The 20,067-nt window shown below is 73.0% G+C and carries 19 protein-coding genes and 2 pseudogenes; 3 read left to right on the top strand and 18 right to left on the bottom strand.

Annotated features, from left to right (window positions below; all coding sequences use genetic code 11):
* Nucleotides 1–222: 222 nt before the first annotated feature.
* Nucleotides 223–453 (top strand): hypothetical protein, encoded by a 231-nt coding sequence (locus OIU81_RS01720; protein ID WP_329142366.1) that lies wholly within the window; start codon nt 223–225, stop codon nt 451–453.
* 81 nt (nt 454–534) lie between these two features.
* Here OIU81_RS01720 and OIU81_RS01715 read toward each other — a convergent pair whose 3' ends face one another.
* The 3 genes from OIU81_RS01715 to OIU81_RS01705 form a co-directional block, all read right to left on the bottom strand.
* Nucleotides 535–1,362: an alpha/beta fold hydrolase gene (locus OIU81_RS01715; RefSeq protein ID WP_329142364.1), complete on the bottom strand. Its 828-nt coding sequence runs from the start codon at nt 1,360–1,362 to the stop codon at nt 535–537.
* Nucleotides 1,363–1,441: 79 nt separating this feature from the next.
* Nucleotides 1,442–1,774 (bottom strand): hypothetical protein, encoded by a 333-nt coding sequence (locus OIU81_RS01710; RefSeq protein ID WP_329142362.1) that lies wholly within the window; start codon nt 1,772–1,774, stop codon nt 1,442–1,444.
* Nucleotides 1,775–2,110: 336 nt separating this feature from the next.
* Nucleotides 2,111–3,673 (bottom strand): FAD-dependent oxidoreductase, encoded by a 1,563-nt coding sequence (locus tag OIU81_RS01705; RefSeq protein WP_329142360.1) that lies wholly within the window; start codon nt 3,671–3,673, stop codon nt 2,111–2,113.
* 156 nt (nt 3,674–3,829) lie between these two features.
* Between OIU81_RS01705 and OIU81_RS01700 the strand changes: the two are divergent.
* Nucleotides 3,830–4,015 (top strand): annotated as a pseudogene (locus tag OIU81_RS01700) (cytochrome P450); the annotation flags it as partial.
* Nucleotides 4,016–4,082: 67 nt separating this feature from the next.
* Here the strand turns inward: OIU81_RS01700 and OIU81_RS01695 are convergent.
* The 15 genes and pseudogenes from OIU81_RS01695 to OIU81_RS01625 form a co-directional block, all read right to left on the bottom strand.
* Nucleotides 4,083–5,282 (bottom strand): MFS transporter, encoded by a 1,200-nt coding sequence (locus OIU81_RS01695; protein ID WP_329142357.1) that lies wholly within the window; start codon nt 5,280–5,282, stop codon nt 4,083–4,085.
* A 78-nt stretch (nt 5,283–5,360) separates the two neighbouring features.
* Entirely contained in the window at nt 5,361–7,166 is a 1,806-nt protein-coding gene (locus OIU81_RS01690; protein ID WP_329142355.1) for a M4 family metallopeptidase, read from the bottom strand.
* A gap of 275 nt (nt 7,167–7,441) precedes the next feature.
* Nucleotides 7,442–7,600: a hypothetical protein gene (locus OIU81_RS01685; protein WP_329142353.1), complete on the bottom strand. Its 159-nt coding sequence runs from the start codon at nt 7,598–7,600 to the stop codon at nt 7,442–7,444.
* A gap of 67 nt (nt 7,601–7,667) precedes the next feature.
* Nucleotides 7,668–8,015 (bottom strand): transposase family protein, encoded by a 348-nt coding sequence (locus OIU81_RS01680; protein WP_329142351.1) that lies wholly within the window; start codon nt 8,013–8,015, stop codon nt 7,668–7,670.
* Nucleotides 8,016–8,103: 88 nt separating this feature from the next.
* Nucleotides 8,104–8,292, bottom strand: a pseudogene (locus OIU81_RS01675) (transposase family protein); the annotation flags it as partial.
* A 137-nt stretch (nt 8,293–8,429) separates the two neighbouring features.
* A complete protein-coding gene (locus OIU81_RS01670; protein ID WP_329142349.1) occupies nt 8,430–8,960 on the bottom strand; it encodes a GNAT family N-acetyltransferase in 531 nt (176 codons plus the stop codon).
* Between the two features lie 319 nt (nt 8,961–9,279).
* Complete coding sequence (locus tag OIU81_RS01665) at nt 9,280–9,573, bottom strand: hypothetical protein (RefSeq protein ID WP_329142346.1); 294 nt, start codon at nt 9,571–9,573, stop codon at nt 9,280–9,282.
* Between the two features lie 381 nt (nt 9,574–9,954).
* On the bottom strand, nt 9,955–10,206 hold the full coding sequence (locus OIU81_RS01660; RefSeq protein WP_329142345.1) for a hypothetical protein: 252 nt from the start codon (nt 10,204–10,206) through the stop codon (nt 9,955–9,957).
* A gap of 178 nt (nt 10,207–10,384) precedes the next feature.
* Nucleotides 10,385–11,509 carry a PP2C family protein-serine/threonine phosphatase gene (locus OIU81_RS01655; RefSeq protein WP_329142343.1) on the bottom strand — a complete coding sequence of 375 codons (1,125 nt, stop codon included), beginning with the start codon at nt 11,507–11,509 and terminating at the stop codon, nt 10,385–10,387.
* A gap of 181 nt (nt 11,510–11,690) precedes the next feature.
* The gene (locus OIU81_RS01650; protein ID WP_443073890.1) at nt 11,691–14,459 is read right to left on the bottom strand and encodes a fumarate reductase/succinate dehydrogenase flavoprotein subunit; all 2,769 of its coding nucleotides are present in this window, start codon (nt 14,457–14,459) and stop codon (nt 11,691–11,693) included.
* 62 nt (nt 14,460–14,521) lie between these two features.
* Nucleotides 14,522–15,328 (bottom strand): ABC transporter ATP-binding protein, encoded by an 807-nt coding sequence (locus OIU81_RS01645; RefSeq protein ID WP_329142341.1) that lies wholly within the window; start codon nt 15,326–15,328, stop codon nt 14,522–14,524.
* On the bottom strand, nt 15,325–16,221 hold the full coding sequence (locus tag OIU81_RS01640; RefSeq protein WP_329142339.1) for an ABC transporter permease: 897 nt from the start codon (nt 16,219–16,221) through the stop codon (nt 15,325–15,327). Before OIU81_RS01640 ends, OIU81_RS01645 begins: the two co-directional genes overlap by 4 nt.
* Nucleotides 16,218–17,666 carry an ABC transporter substrate-binding protein gene (locus OIU81_RS01635; protein ID WP_329142336.1) on the bottom strand — a complete coding sequence of 483 codons (1,449 nt, stop codon included), beginning with the start codon at nt 17,664–17,666 and terminating at the stop codon, nt 16,218–16,220. Before OIU81_RS01635 ends, OIU81_RS01640 begins: the two co-directional genes overlap by 4 nt.
* 13 nt (nt 17,667–17,679) lie before the next feature.
* Nucleotides 17,680–17,907, bottom strand: a complete 228-nt coding sequence (locus OIU81_RS01630) for a 4Fe-4S dicluster domain-containing protein (RefSeq protein ID WP_329142334.1) — start codon at nt 17,905–17,907, stop codon at nt 17,680–17,682.
* Nucleotides 17,908–17,964: 57 nt separating this feature from the next.
* Nucleotides 17,965–18,735: a GntR family transcriptional regulator gene (locus tag OIU81_RS01625; RefSeq protein WP_329142332.1), complete on the bottom strand. Its 771-nt coding sequence runs from the start codon at nt 18,733–18,735 to the stop codon at nt 17,965–17,967.
* Between the two features lie 402 nt (nt 18,736–19,137).
* On the opposite strand from OIU81_RS01625, the gene OIU81_RS01620 reads away from it, so the two are divergent.
* Nucleotides 19,138–20,064: a DMT family transporter gene (locus OIU81_RS01620; RefSeq protein ID WP_329142330.1), complete on the top strand. Its 927-nt coding sequence runs from the start codon at nt 19,138–19,140 to the stop codon at nt 20,062–20,064.
* Nucleotides 20,065–20,067 lie beyond the last annotated feature (3 nt).

Here is a 20,067-nt window from a genome sequence, read left to right as displayed (position 1 = left end):
CGTCCGGCCCTGAACAGGCCCTTCATCCAAGGGCGTTGAGCGTCCCGTCGCTCCGAGCGGGGGCGGAGGGGCGGGCGCCGGGGCCGGACACACGCCGGGTAAAAACCAGGCAACCCGTTACGCCGACTCGCGCAATTCCGGTTGAGGAAGGTTTTGGGAGGTTCTGCGAAGGTGATCACTGAAAAGGTCGATATACCCCTTTGATCCTCCCGAGGAGCAAACATGCGCATCCGCGCCGCGATCGCAGCCAGCGCCCTGGCCACCACCATCGTCATGGGCGGTGCGAGCGCCGCCCTGGCTTGCAACAAGGGCCACCACCACGACAACCACGGCCGCGGCCACGGCCACCACGCCGCCTGCTGGCTCTCGGCGGGCGTTCTGGACCGCGTCGGCCCCGTCTTCAGCGAAGGCTGCGAGCGCAGCGGCTGGGGCTTTGACGGCCGCCGGAGGTAATCAAAGCTGACGGCCGGCACCGGCTTTTGTGTGCGGCCGCGCGCCGGACCGGCAACGGCCCGCTCCGGCCTGCCGGGTCGCTCAGCTGTTGAGGAACGCCAGCAGATCGGCGTGGAAGTCGTCCTTGTACGAGCCGACCGCGAACAGGCCGTGCGGCGCACCCGGATAGATCTTCAGCGTGGCGTCCTTCACCAGCTTCGCCGACTTCTGGCCGGAGGCCACGAACGGCACGATCTGGTCGTCATCGCCGTGGATGATCAGGGTGGGGACGTCGAACCGCTTGAGGTCCTCGGTGAAGTCGGTCTCCGAGAACTGCCGGACGCAGTCGTACGCCGCCTTCAGCCCCACCTGCATGCTCCAGAGCCAGAACGCCTCGCGCACGCCCTGGGAGACGGCGGACCCGTGCCGGTTGGCACCGTAGAAGGTCTCGCTGAGGTCCTTGTAGAACTGCGACCGGTCGCCGGCCACACCCGCGCGGATCCCGTCGAAGATCCCCAGCGGCAGCCCCTCCGGATTGGCCTCGGTCCTGAGCATCAGCGGCGGTACGGCACCGAGCAGGACCGCCTTCGCCACCCGGCCGGTGCCGTGCCGGCCGATGTAGCGGGCCACCTCGCCGCCGCCGGTGGAGTGCCCGACCAGCACCGCCTCCCGCAGGTCCAGCGTGTCCATCAGCTGCGCCAGGTCGTCCGCGTAGGTGTCCATGTCGTTGCCCTGCCAGGGCTGGCCGGAACGGCCGTGGCCGCGGCGGTCGTGGGCGACCGCACGGAACCCGTGGGTGGCCACCAGGTGCAGCTGGTCGTCCCAGGCATCGGCGTTGAGCGGCCAGCCGTGGCTGAACACGACGGGGCGGCCCGTCCCCCAGTCCTTGTAGAAGATCTCCGTGCCGTCGGTCGTCGTGAGGGTGGGCATGGTGTGGTCGGTCCTTTTCTGCCGTTCGCCGGTGTACGGGCATGGGCCGCGAGGGCCCGAAGGGGACGGGTCGGGGCGGTCAGCAGCGGTCCGTCGGCGGGGCGGAGCCCCGGCGCCGCCGGGCGCTCGCGATGAGCGCCGCGCCCGCCACCACGGTCAGACCGGCCATCGTGCCCAGGCCCATGAAGACCAGCGGCTTGGTGGGCGTCGCCGCCGGGGCCGAGCGCGCCGGAGCCGTACCGGTGAACGCCGGGGCGCCTACGGGCCGTTGACCGGCGGCCGGTACCCGGCCCGTGGCCCGGTGGGCGGCCGCGGCCGGTCCGGCGGCGCACCACATCGCGAGGAGGGCCACGGCGAGGACCCACCCGCGTCGGTACCGGCTCAGGGGGCCAGGGGCGGAAGGTGCGGCCATGCGTCTCTCACTTCTCCGTCTCCACGAGGAGGCTGTCTGATCGGGGAACTGCCGGATCCCAGGGTTTCCGGCCTTCGGCGCAGGGGCGTGCCCACAGCGGCAGGAGAGTGAAGGCGGCACGCCATACGGGTGGCGGTCGGCGGTGCCGGGTGTCCGGCGGGCGCGCGGCCCCGTAACACCGGCGGAGGGCGTGGCGGCGGGTGCGGTAGGCGGCCGGTGAGAGCTCCGGGCTGCTGCTGGGCCGGGACCGGGGTGCGGGCGGCCGCCACACCGGGTGGGTGCGGCGGCCGTGGGTGGGATCGGCTCGCGGTTCGAGTCAGTCGGCAGAGCGGCGGATCAGCCCGGCGTCACCGCACCCTCGGGCACTCCGAACCACTCCTCCAGCGCCTCCGCCAGCCCGGCCGTCGACGTCGCCGCCTGCGCCCCCGCGTCGGCTGCCCAGGCCGTGAAGCCGTCCGGACGGACGAGGACCGCCGCCAGTTCCGGGCGGGACGGGCAGCCGGCCGTCAGGGTGTCGACGCGGCCGGCATACCCCGCAGCGAGGGCCCGGAGCTCCGGGTCGTCGGTGAGGTCGAGCAGGAGCGCCCGGCCGCCGTGGAGGTGGTCCGCGAGGCGGCCGCCGTCGGTGAGTTCGAGGTCCGGGGTGCTGCGGCCGGTCAGCGGGTGCTCGCCCGGCAGCTCGTACCGCACCCCGCCACCGTTGAGCCGCGCGGTGAGGTACGTGGTGCCCACGACCGTCCCCGCCAGGTCACTGACGATCTCGCGCAGGGCCCGGGACTGCGGGTCCGGGCGCATGGCCGCGACCTGGGACCGGGTCCAGTCCAGGACCCACGCACCGACCGGGTGCCGCTCGCAGGTGTACGTGTCCAGCAGCCCTTCCGGCGCCCGGCCGCCGATCACCGCGGCGAGCTTCCAGCCGAGGTTCATCGCGTCCCCGATACCCAGGCTCAGCCCCTGGCTCCCGAACGCGGAGTGCACGTGCGCCGCGTCTCCCGCCAGCAGCACCCGGCCCTTGCGGTACTCGGTGACCTGGCGGGCGTGGTCGGTGAAGCGGGTCGCGGTCCGCACCCCGGTGATCGTGACGTCCACGCCGGATACGCGGCGCAGCCGGGCCTGGAGGTCCTCGGCGGTGACCGGCGCGTCCCGGTCGGCCGGCGGGCCGTCGAACTCCACGGTGACGACGCGGCCCGGCATCGGCCCGTGGGCGTACACCCCGGTGTCCGTGGCGGCCCACCCGACCTTCAGGTCCTCTGCGCCGGTCATCTCCACGACCGCCTGGTGACAGGTGATCTCCGGGTCCGTACCGGGAAATTCGAACCCCGCGAGCTTGCGGACCGCGCTGCGGCCGCCGTCGCAGCCCACGAGCCAGCCGGCGCGTATGGCCCCGTGGCTGGTCCGCACGGTGACGGCCCCGTCGTCCGCGTCGAAGCCGGTCAGCTCCACTCCCCGGCGCACGTCGACGCCGAGCTCGTCCGCCCGCCCGCCGAGCAGCCGCTCGATGTCCTGCTGCGCCACGAAAGCGATCTCGGCGGCGGGTCCGGTGTCGTCGAGGCCCGGCTCCGTACGGTCGACCAGGTCGGCGCGCAGCATGATTCCGGCGAAGTGCCCGACGACCCCGAGCCCTTGGCCCTCGGCCCCGCCTCCGTCCCCGCCGTTCCGCTCGCGTAGGAATGCCTGGAAGCGGTCCATCGCCTGCCGCTGCACCTCGGCCAGCGCGGGCAGCATGCCCCGGCGGTAGAGCGCCTCGGCGCTGGGCGTGGTGATCGCCCCGCCCTTGATCGTCGGGTCCATTTCGGTGAGGCGCTCCAGGACGGCCACCCGCGCGCCTCCGAGCCGGAGCTCACAAGCCAGCATCAGTCCGACCGGGCCGCCTCCGGCCACCACTACGTCATAGTCCATGGCGCCCACTATGACCGAGCGTCAAAGAGGCCCATTCACCGCCCTGGCCAGCCACAACAGGCGCCGTGATGTCAAGGGACCGGCGCAGTTGGCGCTGAGAACGATCAAGGAACGAGGCTCGTCGGCTGCTCTCGCCGGGAGCGAGCAGGCTCGTGAGACATCTTCCGCACCGATCTGACCCCCGCCACCGCCTTCAGCGCTGCCGCCGACCACGTCGCCTTCTCCCTCGGCCGGCACTTCTGCGTGGGCGCCCTCCTGGCCGGGGCCGAGCCGGAAATCGGTGTCAACCAACTGCTCGACGCGTTCCCCGCCATGGAGTTCGCGGCGGGCGGGGCAGCGTGACGGGCCGTGAGGTCCGGCGGGCGCCGGGGCCGCCGCCGGACAGGAGCCGCGCCGGGCCGGCGGAGGGTCAGTCGTCGCCCGCCGGGGGCCGCCGCAGGACGTAGAGCCCGACGGCCACCGTCACCACGATGACGCAGGCCGAGAAGGTCAGGCCCGCGCCGCGCAGACCGAGCACGAGGGTGAGCGCGCCGACGCCGACGACCGGCAGCGAGATACCGAGATAGGCGACGAGGAAGAAGGCCGAGATGGTGCCGCCGCGGTGCTCGGCCGGTGCCGCCCGGCCCACCGCGGTCAGCCCGGCGCGAAACGCCAGGCCCTGGCCGATGCCGCCGCAGACGGCCCCGATGACCAGCACCGGGAGGGATTCCACGAGCAGCGAGGTGGCCACCAGCACCAGGCCCGCCACCAGCACCAGACAGCCGCAGGGGAGCGCCCTGCGGGTGCCGATCCGTTCCGTCAGGGACTGGCCGGTGGTGGACCCCAGGAACACGGTGAAGACGATCAGCCCGTCGACGGCCAGGTTGTGCACGCCCAGGGTCTGGCCGAGGAAGCTCGGTGCGACCGCGGTGAACAGCCCCAGCAGCGAGAAGCCGGCGAACGCGGCAACGGCCGAGGGGGCGAAGACACCCCGGACTTCGGGCGGCAGCTCCAGGCCCTGCGGCCGCAGTGTCCGGGGGCGGTGCGGATGCGCGACGGTCTCCGGGAGCAGCCAGGCCGCCACGGCCGCGACGGCCACCAGCGCGAGATGCACCACGAACGGCAGCAGCAGCGGCCAGGGGGCGTACTGGGCCAGCAGACCCGACAGCAACGGGCCGCAGCCGAGGCCGCCCATGTTCGCGGCGGTGGCGGCGAACCCCGCCCGCGCCTCCTGGCCGGGCTCGGCGAGTTCCAGCACCGCCGCGGTGGCGGCACCGCTGAACAGCCCGGCGGCGAAGCCGGACAACACCCGCCCGAGCAGCAGCATCGGCAGCCCGCCCTCGAAGAGGAAGCACAGGGCGCTTGCCGCGGACAGCGCCAGCGCGACCAGCAACACCGGACGCCGCCCCACCTCGTCGGAGACATTGCCCGCGAGCAGCAGCACCGTGATCACGCCCAGGGCGTACACCGCGAAGACCACGGTCACCATCAGCTCGGAGAACCCGAGCTGGGCGCGGTAGAGCCCGTACAGCGGGGTGGGAAGTGTGGTGCCGGCCATGCCGACGGCGAACACGCCCGCCGCCACCGGGTAGCCGAGCCGCCGTTTCCCGCCCGTGCGATCAGTGATCATGGGCTCCAACGTAGCCGGACGCAGCGCGTGGTGCCCCCGCGGCCGGCGGAGGCACCACGCGTACCCGGTCCCGAAGGATCAGTGCTTGGCGGAGGGCGAGTTGGCCGCCGTCACGTTCACCGCGGACCAGGCCTTGTCCACCGTCTTGTACGCGGTGCTGGAGGCGCCGTACAGGTCCTTGGCCGCGTGCAGGGTCGCGGCCCGCGCGTCATGGAAGTCGGTCGTGGAGACCATGTACCGGGTGAGCGCCCGGTAGAAGATCGCCGTCGCCTTGGTCCGCCCGATGCCGGTCACCTTGGAGCCGTCGTGGGTGGGGGAGTCATAGGCGACACCGCCGATGGTCTTCTTCCCGCTGCCCTCGGCCAGCAGGTAGAAGGCGTGCGAGGAGATACCGGAACCGGCGTGCACCTCGGTGTCGTAGGCCGCCTTCGACCAGTAGTCGACGGTGCCCTCCAGCTTGTCCAGGGAGGGCTTGTCCAGGCGGCGCAGGAACTTCTGCTGGAGGCCGAGCTTCTCGCCCATCAGGTAATTCGGCGGGTTCTTCGGGTTGTTGGTCGAGAACTCGACCGCGCTGCCGAAGATGTCCGCCAGCGACTCGTTGAGGGCGCCCGGCTCGCCGTACTGGTTGCCCTCCCCGTCGACGCGGGTGGGCCGGAGCTTGGCCGTCGCGTCGACCACGCCGTGCGTGAGCTCATGGCCCGTGACGTCCAGGACGACCAGGGGCTTGGCGAACGTCGCGCCGTCACCGTCGCCGTAGAGCATGCAGCCGCAGTCGGACGACCAGTAGGCGTTGCCGACCTTCTTGCCGAAGTGCACCAGGGCGTGGGCCCCGCGGCCGTCGTTGTTGATGCCCTTGCGGCCGAACGTCTTCTTGTAGAAGTCGAGGGTGCTGCTGATGCCGTACTGGGCGTCCACGGCGGCGGTGGCCCGGCTGCTCGTGGTGCCGTTGCCCCAGCGGTTGGTGGTGCTGGTGAACGCCTTGCTGTCGGAGAACTTCTCCGGCTCCTTGTTTCCGGCGTCCCGGGTCTCGGTGTTGCCGCGGGTGGAGTCCTTGAGCGTGAAGGACTTCTTCGCCGTCCGGGTGGTGGACAGCTGCACCGTGCCGACGAACAGGGACGAACCGGTGCCCTTGGCCGCGGCCGGGTAGCCGGGGGTCGCCGCCGCCTCGGGGCTGACGGGTGCCGCGGGGGCGGCCAGCCCGGTCGAGGGGTTGAGGTGCTCGCCCCGTGCGCGCAGCTTCTTCTGCAGTGCGGGCGACAGGAAGGAGTCGTTGGCCGGGGTGTTGCTGAGCACCGCCCCGGTGGCCGCGTCGAGGATGACGGTACGGGCACCGTCGGCCTCGGCGGTGCGGCTGTCGTCCACCTGGACCTGGTAGGCGAGCGTGGTCCGGTCGTCGCGGGCGTCCACGATCAGTTCGGCGTCGCCGGCCTGGCCCTTGGCGACGGTGGCGGCCTTCGACTGCGCCTCCCGGGCCGACAGCTTCGGGTCCGTGTCGGCCACGTCGACCTGGTGGCGGTAGGCCCGGGTCACGCCCTCGTACGCCGACTTGGCGGTCAGGTGGATGACGAGGTCGCCGCCGAGCACCGGAAGCCCGCGGTGGGTCCGGACGAAGCGGACGTGCTGCCGGCCGTCGGGGTCCACGAGGGTGTCCGTGGCCTTGAGGGTGTCCTTCTTGCCCACTCCGGTGGCCGCGGCGTGCGCGACGGCGGCCTCGCGGGCGGCGTTCACGACCTTCTGGAGGGAGGACGTCGCGGCGGGCGCAGCGGCCGGTGCGGTCTCGGTGGTGGCGGAGGCGGCGCTCGCCACTCCCGCGGTGAGCGTCGCGGCCGTCGTCACGGCGACGGCGATCGCCAGACGGTGTCTGCGTATGTGGGGTCTACGCACAGCTATGGGTCCTTAGCGCTGTGGGGCGGCCGGTCACGCCAACCGCCCGTACGCGCAGTGCTGTTGTGCACCACGGGGGCCGTGGGGCCCCGCGCAAACCCTGGTATGTCTGGCATGGGCATGTAAAGCGAAAAGATCAGTATGCGAGATTCCTGGGCGAAATTTGACAATTGATCAGCTTTGAGTAGCTGCAAGGTGACCAACTGTGCTCCCTGGAGGGAGACATCAGATGGCGGGAAATGGTTGCTTCGAAGTCGCAGCGAACTGTGGGCTGCTCACGACTTGGTCCGCGATGGCGGTTTGGGCGTGCTGGCCTGGCGGGTCGCGGCGTAGTCCTCGCGTGGGCCGGTGTAGCGCTGGAGCGGGCACCACTGCCGCAATGCGGCGTTGGCGTGCTCGATGCAGATCCGCTGCGAGGACTGCCGTCGGCGCATCTCCCGCCAGGCGTACTGCTCGCCGAGCGGCGCGTCGCCCTTCGGCTTCGGAGGGGCGCTGATTTGGTCAAGAAACTCGTTGGCCAGCCCCCGGTAGCCCCTGGTAGCCCTCGTCGACCTCGGCCGTCACCTTCGGGTGGAGCCGGAACTGCTCGCCGATACCCTCGGTGCGCGTCGCGGTCTGGTCGTGCATGCGGCCCGGGCGGTCCGCACCCGACCACAGCAGACGGCCCTGGCCGTCGCTGATGGTGGTGGTCTTGATGGTGTTCTGCTTCTTCTTGCCGGAGACGAAGGCCCGCCGTCCGGGCCTGCCTGCCTTCGGGCGGCGAACCTGGGTCTCGGCGCCGTCGATCCGCAACCGGGCCCCCGCGGCCTCGGCGTAGGCGAACACGTCCGCCAGGGTCCGAAGTCGCACGCCGGAGTGGTCGGGGATGGCGAAGCCACTTGGCCGGCAACGGGCGGATCTCCCCGATGGCGCGGGAGATCGTGGAGCGGGCGATGCCGTACAGCTCGGCGAGCGCGGCGTGCGGGAGCCCGGTGCGTAGGCGGACCAGGGTGACGATCAGGCGGTCGGTGAAGACCAGGTCGTGCTTCGGGCCGGCACCGGCCTCCCGCTGCCGCTCGGCACCGCGCCGCTCACGAAGCTGCGACTCGCGCCGGGCGAGCCACAGATCGGCCAACTCTTCGATCACATCGCCGAGATGTGCACGCGAGACGCCGCGGAAGGCAGGATGGGTCAAGGCCGCACGGGCCCACTTCTTGGTCACACTCGAAAAGCCCGTGCGGCCACTGCCACGTCACGGCTGCCCGCCGATGATCAATGGGAGCATCAGGGCCTCAGCAGTCCGCCCACCCACCAGTCGTGCGGCTTGCCATCGTTGGCGATGCCGCGATTGCGCAGTGTCCCTTCGACGGTGAAGCCGAGTTTCTCGGCGACGGCACGCGAGCCGGTGTTCCCGGCCATGGCCCACCACTCGATGCGGTGCACGTCGAGCGTGGCCCAGCCCCAGTCGCACAGGGCCCGAGCGGCCTCAACCGAGTACCCGCGTCCGCGCTGCTCCTTGACTGCCCAGTAACCGAGCTCCCAGACGCCGCGGCTGATGAGGGTCAGGCAGTACGAGCCGACCAGGGCACCGGTGTCCTTGTGGAACGCGCCGAGGGTGTAGTCCTTGTCCTCGGCCCACTGGGCGGGCAGCTTCTCGCCGACGAGCTTCTCCGCGTCCGCACGCCGGTACGGCACCGGCACCGGGGTGTAGAACTGGATGTCTTCGTCCTGGCAGGCTTCGTACACCGCATCCACGTCGGCAGGTGTGAAGGCCCGCAGCAGCAGACGGTCGGTCTCGAGAGTCACTGGATCCATCGCGGCAGTATGACCACCATCAACAAGCGGCGACCAGCGAATATCCCGACCACGCAAGAACTGCCGGGGACTCACCCATGAGCTGCCGGGGAACTCGCCTGCGAGCTGCCGGCAGCCGGCAGGCGGCCGGCGGCATCGGCCCAACTTCGGTACACAGCAGAAGAGATGCCGCAGACCGAGGGGCACCCGGGGGGGGGTGCCGCCCTCGTGGCAACGCTCCCGGGCTCGTCAGGGCGAGGCGGGAGCGGAGTATGCGGAGTGTGCGGAGTATGGGGAGCGGCGTGCGGCGGCCGGTGGACCCGTCACCGGTGCCTCGCGGTCACTGCTGCTGGAAGAGCTCCTCCAGTGAGGCCTCGGCCCGTTCGCCGCCGCGGGCGGCCTCGACGACGGCCTGGTGGAAGGAGCGGCTGGCTTCCTCGGAATCGCACGGGACGGGACTGCCGGCCATGGTGTACCAGTCGGTGGCCCCGGTGTACTGCACCGCTACATGGGCCAGATTCTCCGACCAGGTCGTATGGATGGTCAGATCGCCGTTGATCACGCCGATCTCCGCGGTGTGAACCGCGCCGGGTAGGGCGTGGATCCCGACAGTGGTCCAAGATGCCCAGGTCATAATGGTCCCCTCGGCGACAAGGGCCCCGGCCGGCAGCCGGGCGCGGTGACTCAAGTTTGGCACTGGAGGTCCGGCAGCGCACCGCATGCGGTGGCACGGATTCCGCTCGGCGCACCGGAACCGGGCCGGCCGCGGGTTCCCACCTGCCGCCGGTTGCTGTGGGCGCGCACCGGTGACCGTCCGTGTCCGCCAGCGGGCGGCGCGTTCTGCCCGGATGTCGGGTGAGCGGCGAGCCTGCCCGCACGGTGAACAGTTGGCCGCGGGGTCCGAGGACGACGCGCCCTGGGCCGGCTCGTGGTGCTCCGCCCGCACGTGCCGTACCGAGGTCCGTGCGAGGGTCGCCGCCGGCCGGGTCGGAGGCCGGAGCGCGGGGGCGGAATCTCAGTCGATGACCGTATGGAAGAAGGTGACGGCGGCGCCGAAGGCCGCGCCGCCGACGAGCGTCGCGGAAGCCGGGGTGCCGCCGTTGAAGAAGGTGAGTACCCCGGCGCCGACAGCGGTGAGGGCGCCGAGGAGAAAAATCACGGCGGCGCGCTGACTCAGCAGGGTTGATCTGTTGTCGGACACATCAACTCCGATCTGCGCGGGAGCGAGGAATCGCTCGGTGCGGATGCTGATGCTCTTACTGATCATCTCATCCTTCACCAAGGATTTTCGGTAGCACACGAGGAAATTCCGAAAAGGCCACGGAAAGCAGCAACGCGGCGTCAGGAGCGAGCCGTAGTCCGCCCGGACCGGTCGCGTCCGCGAACAGCCGCCGGCCGCGGCCCGGGACGACCGGATCGATCGGGTCCCTCCTCGCGGCCTCCGGTCAGCGCTCCGCGCCGTTCCCGCCGTTCCGGAACCGGCGGCGGCCCTCCGCCTGCCGGCCGATCGCCAGGACCGCCATGTCGTCGTCGCGCGGCCCGCCGGTCCAGCGCTCGACGTCCCGCACCAGCACGTCGATCAGGTCCTGGGGGCCGCGGAAGGGGCCGCGGCCCGTCAGCTGTTCCGCCGGGTCGTAGAACGTGCCGGCACGGTTGCGGGCCTCGGTCACCCCATCGGTGACCAGCAGCAGTGTGCTGCCCGCCGGGAACGGCCAGTCGGCCGGTGCGGTCCGCGCCGCGCCCAGCGTCCCGATGCCGAGGGGGAGACCCGGATCGCGGGTCTCCAGGGGGCGCACCTCACCGCCCTGGCAGAGGTAGGGCGCGGGATGGCCGCAGTCCAGCAGCCGCAGCCCGCTGCCGCCCGGGAGGACTTCGCAGACCAGGGCCGTGATGAAGCCTTCCAGACGGTCCTCCTCGGAGGTCTGCTCGCTCTCCCGGAGCAGGGCGCGCTCCATCCGGTCGGCCACCGTCGTGAGGTCCGGTTCCTGCTCGGCCGCCTCGCGGAACGCACCCAGCAGCACGGACACGGCACTTACCGCGCCCAGCCCCTTGCCGCGTACGTCGGCGATCAGCAGCCGGACGCCGAACGGGGTGCGCTGCACGGCGTAGGCGTCCCCGCCGATCCGGGCCTGGCTCTGGGCGGCCTGGTAGCGGGCGGCGACGGTCAGCGGGCCGATGCGTTTCGGGGGCGCGGGGAGGACGGCGCGCTGGGCGGCCTCGGCCACCGTGCGGACGACGTCCAGGCGGCGTCCGTGCCGGGCCACCACCCGGTTGACACCGACGCCCATGAGCGCGGCGAAGACGGTGTTGATGAGCTCCACATGCCCCACGATGTCGTTGGCGGTGCCGTCCTTCACCGTCAGTACGAAGACACCGACGATGATGACGGCGCCGATCGTCAGGGTGTGCCGTAGGGAGAGCAGCGCACCGGCCGTCACGCTCGCCGCGATGAGCATCGGGTCACCCCAGTAGTCCGCGGGCGAGAACACGTCCCAGAGGAGTCCCGCGGCGACCAGGACGGTCGGCGCGAACTCGACGTAGCGGGGCCACTCCGGGGACGGACGGGACATGAGGATTCCTGATCAGCCCTTCCTGACGCGTGGGCGCCGCCGTGCCGGCCGGCCCCGGACGCGCGGCGGCGCCAGGGGCCGGCGGTGTCCGGCCGGCGGCCGGTATCCCGTGCGGTGCGCTGACGGCCTTCAGCCTTCGGCCCCCGGCCCCGCCCGGCCACCCGGACGGCCCGAACGTGTGTCACCCCTTTGCTGCCGGGTTCGCCGCCGGGTTCGCCGCCGGGCGGGCGTAGGCCCGGACATCGGCGTCCGGGTCGTCGGCGACCGAGGCCAGGGCCCGGCGGGCGTCCGCGCGGCCGGCGTGGGCGCGCAGCGCGAGCACCGCGGCCTTGCGCACGTCCGCGTGCGGGTCGCCGAGCGCGGCGGAGAGCGCGGTCACGGCGGTGGGGGAGCCGGCGGCGGCCAGGGCCGTGGCGGCACCGGCGCGGACCTGCCAGGCGGGATCGCCGAGCGCCGCGACGGCCGCCGCGTCGTACGGCGGCGGGCAGCCGGCCGTGGCCAGCGCCGTGAGCGCCGCGGCGCGGACGAGGGGATCGGCGTCGGGCAGGAACGCCGCCAGCTCCTCGGGCCGGCCGACCGTACCGAGCCCCTGCGCGGCGGCCACCCGCACCTCACGGGAGTCGTCCTCGGCGGCCCGCCGCAGGTCGTGCGGGGCGTCGACGGAGACCAGGGCCCGGACGGCCTGGAGGCGTACGTCCACGGCCGGGTCGCCGAGCGCGTCGGCGAACAGCGCCCGGTCGCCGAGACGGAGCGCGCGCAGCACCTCCACGGCCGCCGACCGGACGACGGCGTCCGGCCCGTGCACGGCCGCGGCCAGCGGGGTCCGCAGGCCGGCCGCCGGCGGGAGCACCTCGACCAGTTCGCGCAGGGAGGCGCCGGCGGCGGCCCGGACGGCCGGGGCGGGATCGGCGAGGGCGGTGGCGAGGGCCGGGCCCGTACCCGGCGGGACGCTCTCGGTGAGTGCGTCGACCGCGGCCCGGCGGACGGCCGGGTCGGGATCGGCCAGGTAGGGGCGCAGCGCCGGGAGGTCCGGCTGGTCCTCGGTGAGGGCGAGGAGTTCGAGGATGCGGGGGGAGGGGGGAGTGCCGTCCCCGGCGGCGTCGCCGACGGGGACACCGGCCGTCCCGCCGTCCGCAACCGCGCCCGTGGACCCCACCGGCGGGGTGTCCCGCCGACCCGCCGTCGCGACCTGTTCCGGATGGACCTCGCCGAGGAAGCGGGAGGCGCCGCCCACAGGGGTGTACTCGTCGACCGGGACGAGGTACGGCGCCACCGGGCGGGCGGTGAACTCCATTGCTCCGGTGGCCGATTTGCGCAGGTCGAGGTGGTGCAGCCAGTCGCGGTCATCGGTCTTCGGGTGGTCCGTGCGCGCGTGGTAGAGGCCCCAGCGGGACTCGGTACGGGCCAGCGACGAGCGGGCGGCCATCTCGGCGCAGTCGCGGATGAAGGTGACCTCGGCGCAGCGCATCAGCTCGTGCGGGGTGCGGGCCCCCATGGCGGCGATATCGGAGTGCATCCGGGTGAAGTGCTCGACGGCCAGCGACAGCCGGGCGCCGCTCTTTGGCGGGGCGACATAGTCGTTGACGAAACGACGGAGCTTGTATTCGACCTGGGGCTGCGGCGGGCCGTCGGGGTGGCGCAGCGGACGGTAGATCAGCTCATGGGCGGCGCGCACTTGCTCGACGGGCAACTCGCCCTGGTACGCCCGGTGTTGTGCGGCGTCCTCGCCGGCCAGGTCACCGAAGACGAATGCCCCGATCATGTAGTTGTGCGGGACGCAGGCCAGGTCGCCGGCCGCGTACAGCCCCGGCACGGTCGTGCGGGCACGGTCGTCGACGCGCACGCCGGACGCCGAATGCCCGCCGCACAGACCGATCTCGGAGATGTGCATCTCCACGTCGTGGGTGCGGTAGTCGTGGCCGCGTCCGGCATGGAAGGTGCCCCGGGTGGGGCGTTCCGTGGTGTGCAGGATCGTCTCCAGGGCGGCGACGGACTCCTCCGGGAGGTGACTGAGCTTCAGGTAGACCGGTCCCCGTGTGGAGGCGACCTCGGCCGCGAACTCCGCCATCATCTGCCCCGACCAGTAATCGGATTCCACGAACCGCGCACCGTGCCGGTTGACCTGGTAGCCGCCGAAGGGATTGGCGACATAGGCGCAGGCCGGGCCGTTGTAGTCCTTGATCAGCGGGTTGATCTGGAAGCACTCGATGCCGGTGAGTTCGGCGCCCGCGTGGTAGGCCATGGCGTAGCCGTCGCCGGCATTGGTGGGGTTCTCGTAGGTGCCGTACAGATAGCCGGAGGCGGGCAGGCCGAGGCGGCCGCAGGCGCCGGTGGCGAGGATCACCGCACCGGCGCGGACCGTGACGAACCGTCCCGTACGGGTGTGGAAACCCGCCGCGCCGACCGCCCGGCCGCCGGCGGTCAGCACCCGCACCGGCATGATGCGGTTCTCGATGCGGATCCGCTCGCGCATCTCGCGCCGCCGCAACTGTCGGTAGAGGACCTTCTTGACGTCCTTGCCCTCCGGCATCGGCAGCACATACGACCCGGAGCGGTGCACCCGGCGGACCGCGTACGCGCCGTGCTCGTCCTTCTCGAACTTCACGCCGTAGGACTCCAGCCGCCGCACCATCGCGAAGCCGCGGGTCGCGGTCTGCCGGACGGTGGACTGGTCGACGATGCCGTCGTTGGCGCGGGTGATCTCGGCGACATAGTCGTCGGGTTCCGCGCGGCCCGGGATGACGGCGTTGTTGACCCCGTCCATGCCCATGGCGAGCGCACCGGAGTGCCGCACGTGCGCCTTCTCCAGCAGCAGGACGCAGGCGCCCTGTTCGGCGGCGGTGAGCGCCGCCATGGTCCCGGCGGTGCCGCCGCCGATGACGAGGACGTCGCAGGACAGTTCCTCGGCGGTGTCGGGGGAGGGGATCTCCATGGCTTCCGTGGTGTCCATGGCGGTGCCTTTCGGTCGCCGGTCACGTCACACGACGTGCCGGTCACAGCGGTCAGGGCGGGTCACGCCGGGCGAGGGGCGCCGGGCCGGGCCTCGGCCCGGCCGCCCAGGGAGGCCAGGACCTCGCGGCGCAGCGCGGCCGTCGCCGGTTCGGCCTGCGCCGCGCGTGCCCGGGGCCGCGGGACGTCCAGCACCCGGCCGGTGCCCAGCAGCGCGACCCGGTCACCCAGGAACAGCGCCTCGTCCACGTCATGGGTGACGAAGACGACGGTGGCCCGGGTGCCGCTCAGCGCCGTCACCAGCAACTGCTGCATATCGGCCCGGGTCTGGGCATCGAGCGCCCCGAAGGGTTCGTCCATCAGGACCGCGCGCGGCCGTCCGGCCAGCGCACGCGCCAGCTGGGCGCGCTGCCGCTGGCCGCCGGAGGCCTGGTGCGGCAGGCGGCCGGCATGGGCGGTCAGGCCGACCCGGGCCAGCCATTCGCCGGCCCGTGCCCGGCGCGCCGGGCGGGCCACGCCGCGGATGGCCAGCGGGAGTTCCACATTGGCCCGCAGGGTGCGCCAGGGCAGCAGCGCGTCCTCCTGGAAGATCAGCGCACGGTCGGCGGCGGGGCCCGCGACGGGTGCGCCGTCCTGGCTCAGCCGGCCGCCGAGCGGGGGCAGCAGACCCGCCAGCGTGCGCAGCAGGGTGGATTTGCCGCAGCCGGACGGGCCGACGACGGTGAGGATCTCGCCCGCGGCGACGTCGAGGTCCAAGCCGTGCAGCACGGGGGCGCCGGGCCGGCCGAGCGCGGCATCGGCGAGGGTCAGCCGCAGGCCCGGGGCACCGGTCTGCGCGGGGGCCGCCGGGGAGAGCTCGGTGTCGGTCATGACGATCCCTCCGCTACCGTGCGGGCCCTTCGCCACCGGGTCCGCCGCACCGCGGCCACCGGGCCCGGGCCGTCCGCCGTCCGCGGCAGCCACCGGGTCAGGCGCCGGCCCAGCAGCTCCACCCCGGTGGAGGTGAGCCGGCCGAGCAGGCCGATGGTGGCCATCCCGACGAAGACGCCCGGGTAGTCGAGGACGGTGTAGTCCTGCCAGGTGCGGTAGCCCACGCCGTACTCACCGGAGATCATCTCGGCGGAGATCACACAGATCCACGAGACACCGACGCCGACCGACAGCCCGCCGAGGATGCCGGGCAGCGCCCCCGGCAGCACCACCGACCACAGCACCCGCCACCGGCCCGCGCCCATGGTGCGGACCGCTTCCTCCCAGACCGGCGTCAGCGCCCGCACCGCATGCCGGGTGGAGACCGTGATGGGGAAGAACGCCGCGGCGAAGGTGATGAAGACGATGCCCTGTTCATTGCTGGGGAACAGCAGGATCGCCACCGGCACCAGCGCGATCGCCGGTATCGGGCGCAGCACTTCGAGCAGCGGGCCGAGCAGATCGAAGGCCAGGGCGGAGCGGGCGAGGGCGGTGCCGACGGCGACGCCCAGGACGGCGGCGAGGGCGAAGCCACCGACGATCCGGGTCAGGCTTTCGGACACGTCCTGCCAGTAGGCGCCGGTACCGAGCCGGCGGGCGGACTCCCGGGCCGTCTCGATGACCGTCGGGAACTGCGAGAACCGCAGCCACAGGTGCACCCGGAACTGGGCGAGCAACTGCCACAGCGCGAGCGCCGCGAGGAGCGCAGCGGTACGCCGGGCGTGCCGGGCCCAGGGCGCCGGGCGCGGGCCCGTCCGCCCGGGGGCGCCGGGCGTGGTCGTGGGCGCGCTCACCGGGCCAGCTCCAGCGCGGCGGCGTAGCCGACGGTGCGGGCACCGCGGTGCCGGCGCGTCCAGGAGTCGGCGGTGGCGCGGGTGGTGAAGGGCAGCAGCCGGGCCCCGTCGTGCACCCAGACCGACCGGTCGGCGAACCAGCGGCTGCCGGTCGTCGTATCGGCCGTGTACGCGGCCCGCACCGTGCCGCGGTGGGCGGCGGCGAACCGCAGCAGGGCGGCAGGCCCGGCGAAGCTGTGGGTACGGTCCTCGCCGCGCAGCCACACCTCGTCCGGCGACGGACGCGCGGTGCCGCGCACGGCCTTGGCGTAGCCGCTGCCGTAACTCTGCCGGAGATAACGGTCGTCGACGAAGGAGTCCACAGCGACCGGTCCGGTCAGCCGGGCCGCGCGCAGCACCCCTACGTCCTTCTTCAGCGCGGCGAGCAGCCGCGGCTTGAGGGTGGGATCGAAGGTGGCGATGCCGCCGGAGCCGTTGTAGAGGTAGACCACCTCGGGCGGCAGCCCGGTGGCCGCGGCGACCTTCCGGGCGGCGTCGACCGGATGGGCCCGCAGGTAGCGCGTCGCGTCCCGCTGCGCGGTCAGGAACGCCCGCACCAGGGCCGGGTGCCGGGTGGCGAACGCCTCGCGTACGGTCACGCCGTGGAAGGTGGGCAGGTCGAGCGCGCCCCCGTCGTAGAGCGCCCGCGCCTGGCCCTGGAAGGCGAGCAGCCCGGGCCAGGCGACGAACTGGGAGAGGGCGTCCGCGCTGCCCGACCGGAGCGCCGAGGCCCCGACGGCCGGCTGCTGGTTGAGCTTGTGGATGCCGTGCTCCGGGTCGATACCGGCCTGTCGCAGCGCCCGGACGAGTGTGCCGTCGGAGGCCGAGCCGACGCTGCTGGAGACGTTCTTGCCGCGCAGGTCCGCCAGCGCGCGCAGCGTGGAACCGGGCCTGGTGACAATGGTGTTGAGCGCTCCGCGCAGGTTGTAGCCGGTGACCGACACCAGCCGGGTCGGGGCGCGCAGCTGCGTGCCGCGGGCGGCGTTGAGGAGCAGCGGGAAGTCGCCCATCGAGCCGATGTCGACCTTGCCCGCGACCATCTGCGCGGTGATCGGCGCACCGGTCGCGTAGTCCTGCCAGCGCACCCGGTACGTCGTGCCGTCGCGTCTGCCCTGGGCGCGCAGGGCACGTTCGAAGGAGCCCAGCGAGCGGAGCAGGGTGCCGGCGGTGACGGTGTTGATGGTCTTGGACTGGTAGCCGACGGTCACGGTGACGGTCTTGCCGTCCGAGGCGTCCGCGGCGGTGCCGCAGGCGCTGAGCGAGCCCATCAGCAGGGCGGCCGAGAGCGCCGCCCGCAGCGCCCGGCGACCGGCCGGGCGGCGGGCGGAAGCGGGAGCGGACACGGCGGGGAAGGGGAAGGTGACGGGGAACGGAGCGGACCGGGAGCCCGGGAATCGGGAGCTCATCGTCAAAGGCCTCTCATCGCAGCAGGTAGGGCATGTTGACCGTGACCGCGCCGGTGGGACAGCGTGCGGCGCACGGGCCGCAGTACCAGCACTCGTCGACGTGCATATAGGCCTTGTTGCTCGACGGGTCGATGGCGAGCGAGTCCAGCGGGCACATGTCGACGCACAGCGTGCAGCCGTCGATGCACCGGGACTCGTCGATGGTCACGGGCACGTCGCCGCGTTGGGGCACAAGAGGCATGGCGGTCTCCGGGCAGGGCGGGGCAGGGCGGAGGGGGACGAGAGGGGGCGGCGGGGCTCAGAGCGTGCGGCGCAGCAGGCCCCGCATGGTGAGGCGGTCCCCGCGGAAGCGGATGAACTCCAGGTCGACGGGGGAGCCGTCGGCGAGCTGGGTGAGGCGCTCCAGCATCAGCAGGGCGGTGCCGCGCGGCGCTTCCAGCACGGCGGCGGAGTGCGCATCGGCGTTGACGGCCTCCAGGCTGATCTCGGCGGTGCCCAGCGGCTGTCCGGCGGCCTCCTCGATCAGCCGGAACACATCGTTGTTCTCCAGGTCGGCGTCGAGCAGCGACAGACCGAGGTCCATCGGGACATAGGTGAGGTCCAGGGACAGCGGCAGACCGTCCAGCCGGCGCAGCCGCTCCACATACAGCACGTCGCTGCGCGGCGGGATCCGCAGCCGGTCCGCCACCGGGCCCGGTGCGGCAACCGGGCTGAGGGTGCGTACCTCATTGGTGACCCTGCCGTGCGGTTGCAGGGTCTCGGCGAGCCCCTGCAACCGGTCCAGGGCATGCGGGTACTTGCGGCACACCACGACCGTGCCCACACCCGGCTGGCGGGCCACGAGCTGTTCGGCGCGCAGCAGGTCCAGGGCCTGGCGCACGGTGTTGCGCGACGCGCCGAAGTCCGTGCCGATCTCCTCCTCGTGCGGCAGGACGCCGTCGGGGAAGCGGCCCGCGAGCACCTGGTGGCGCAGCAGGTCGGCGAGCTGCCGGGCGCGGTCCGCACGGAGCCGGCGCCGGCGGGCGGCAGCGACCGGTGTGGTGTGCTGGCGGGTGCGTTCGGCTGGCATGCGGTGGACCATACCGACCGGATCCGGCCAGTGGTGTTGCCGCACTATTGCGCCACCTGCCGCCGGCCGGCCGACGGCTGTGACCTGCTCGTTCGCCGCCGACGAGGCAAGATCTGCCACCCGGGACACGGTCGGACGACACTCCGGACGTGGCCGGACGACAGCGCAAACGGACACGGTGACGCGGCACCCCGGACACGGCCGCGCGGAACCCGGTCCGCGGCCCCGCCACCCCGGCGACCACCGTCCAGCTCAGCGAATGCGGCCGCCCGGCGTCCGTGTCGGCGGGGCGTCGGCGCCGGCTGCCGATAGCGTCGAAGCCCACCACGGCGCCACACCGCCCCGCCCGAGGACCGGCGCGGCACCGCCCGGTGACCGGGTGGCCGACCAGGAGGTGGGCGCGTGGCCACATGGCCGTCCGTGCTGTTCGCGCTGCTCGCGGCGGCCAGCAACGCACTGGCCACGGTGCTGCAGCGGCGCGCGGCCCGGACCGTCCCACTGTCCGCCGGGCTGCGCCTGGGGCTGCTCGTCGATCTGCTGCACCGTGCCGTCTGGCTCGGCGGGATGCTCGCGGTCGTCGCCGCGGCGTGCTTCCAGGCGCTGGCGCTGTCGCAGGGGGCGCTGTCGGTGGTGCAGCCCCTCTTCGTGCTGGAACTGCCGCTCGCGCTGCTCATCGGCCGGGTACTCCTCGGCGGACGGATCCCCCGCAGTGGCTGGGCGGGAGTGGCGCTGCTCGTGGTCGGACTCGGCTCCGCCCTCGCCGCCGCCGCGCCCACCATCGGCACCGCCCACGCCCCGTTCGGCCGCTGGGTGCCCGCCCTCGTGGTCTGCGCCGGGGTGATCGCCACGGCCGTCGGCGCCGCCCTGCGCCGTGGCGCGGGCGGCGTACGGGCGGCCTGCTTCGCCGGGGCCACGGCCGTCGCCTACGCGCTCACCGCGGCCCTGATGAAGGACGCGACGCACACCTGGCAGGCCGGCGGCCCCGGCGCGTTCTTCACCGCATGGCAGACCTACGGCTTCGCCGTGGTCGGGGTCATGGCCATCTTCCTCCTGGAGAACGCCATGCAATCGGGCCCGCTGACCGCCTCCCAGCCGGTGCTCACCCTCGGGGACGCGCTGGTGAGCCTGTCGCTGGGGGTCACCCTCTACGACGAGCGGGTCCGCACCGGCTGGTGGCTGCTGCCCGAGGCCCTGGGCGTCGCCCTGGTCCTGTGGGGCGCGATGCTGCTCTCCCGCGTCGCCCTGGCCCGGGATCTGACGGGTGCACAGGGCACTCCCGCCGCGGCCCCCGGCGGGAGCGCCGCCGAAACCGAGCCGCCGTGCCCCTGAGCG

Origin of the sequence: Streptomyces sp. NBC_01454 (genome assembly GCF_036227565.1) — a bacterium.
Lineage (GTDB): Bacteria > Actinomycetota > Actinomycetes > Streptomycetales > Streptomycetaceae > Streptomyces.
This window is presented reverse-complemented; position numbering and strand designations above follow the sequence as displayed.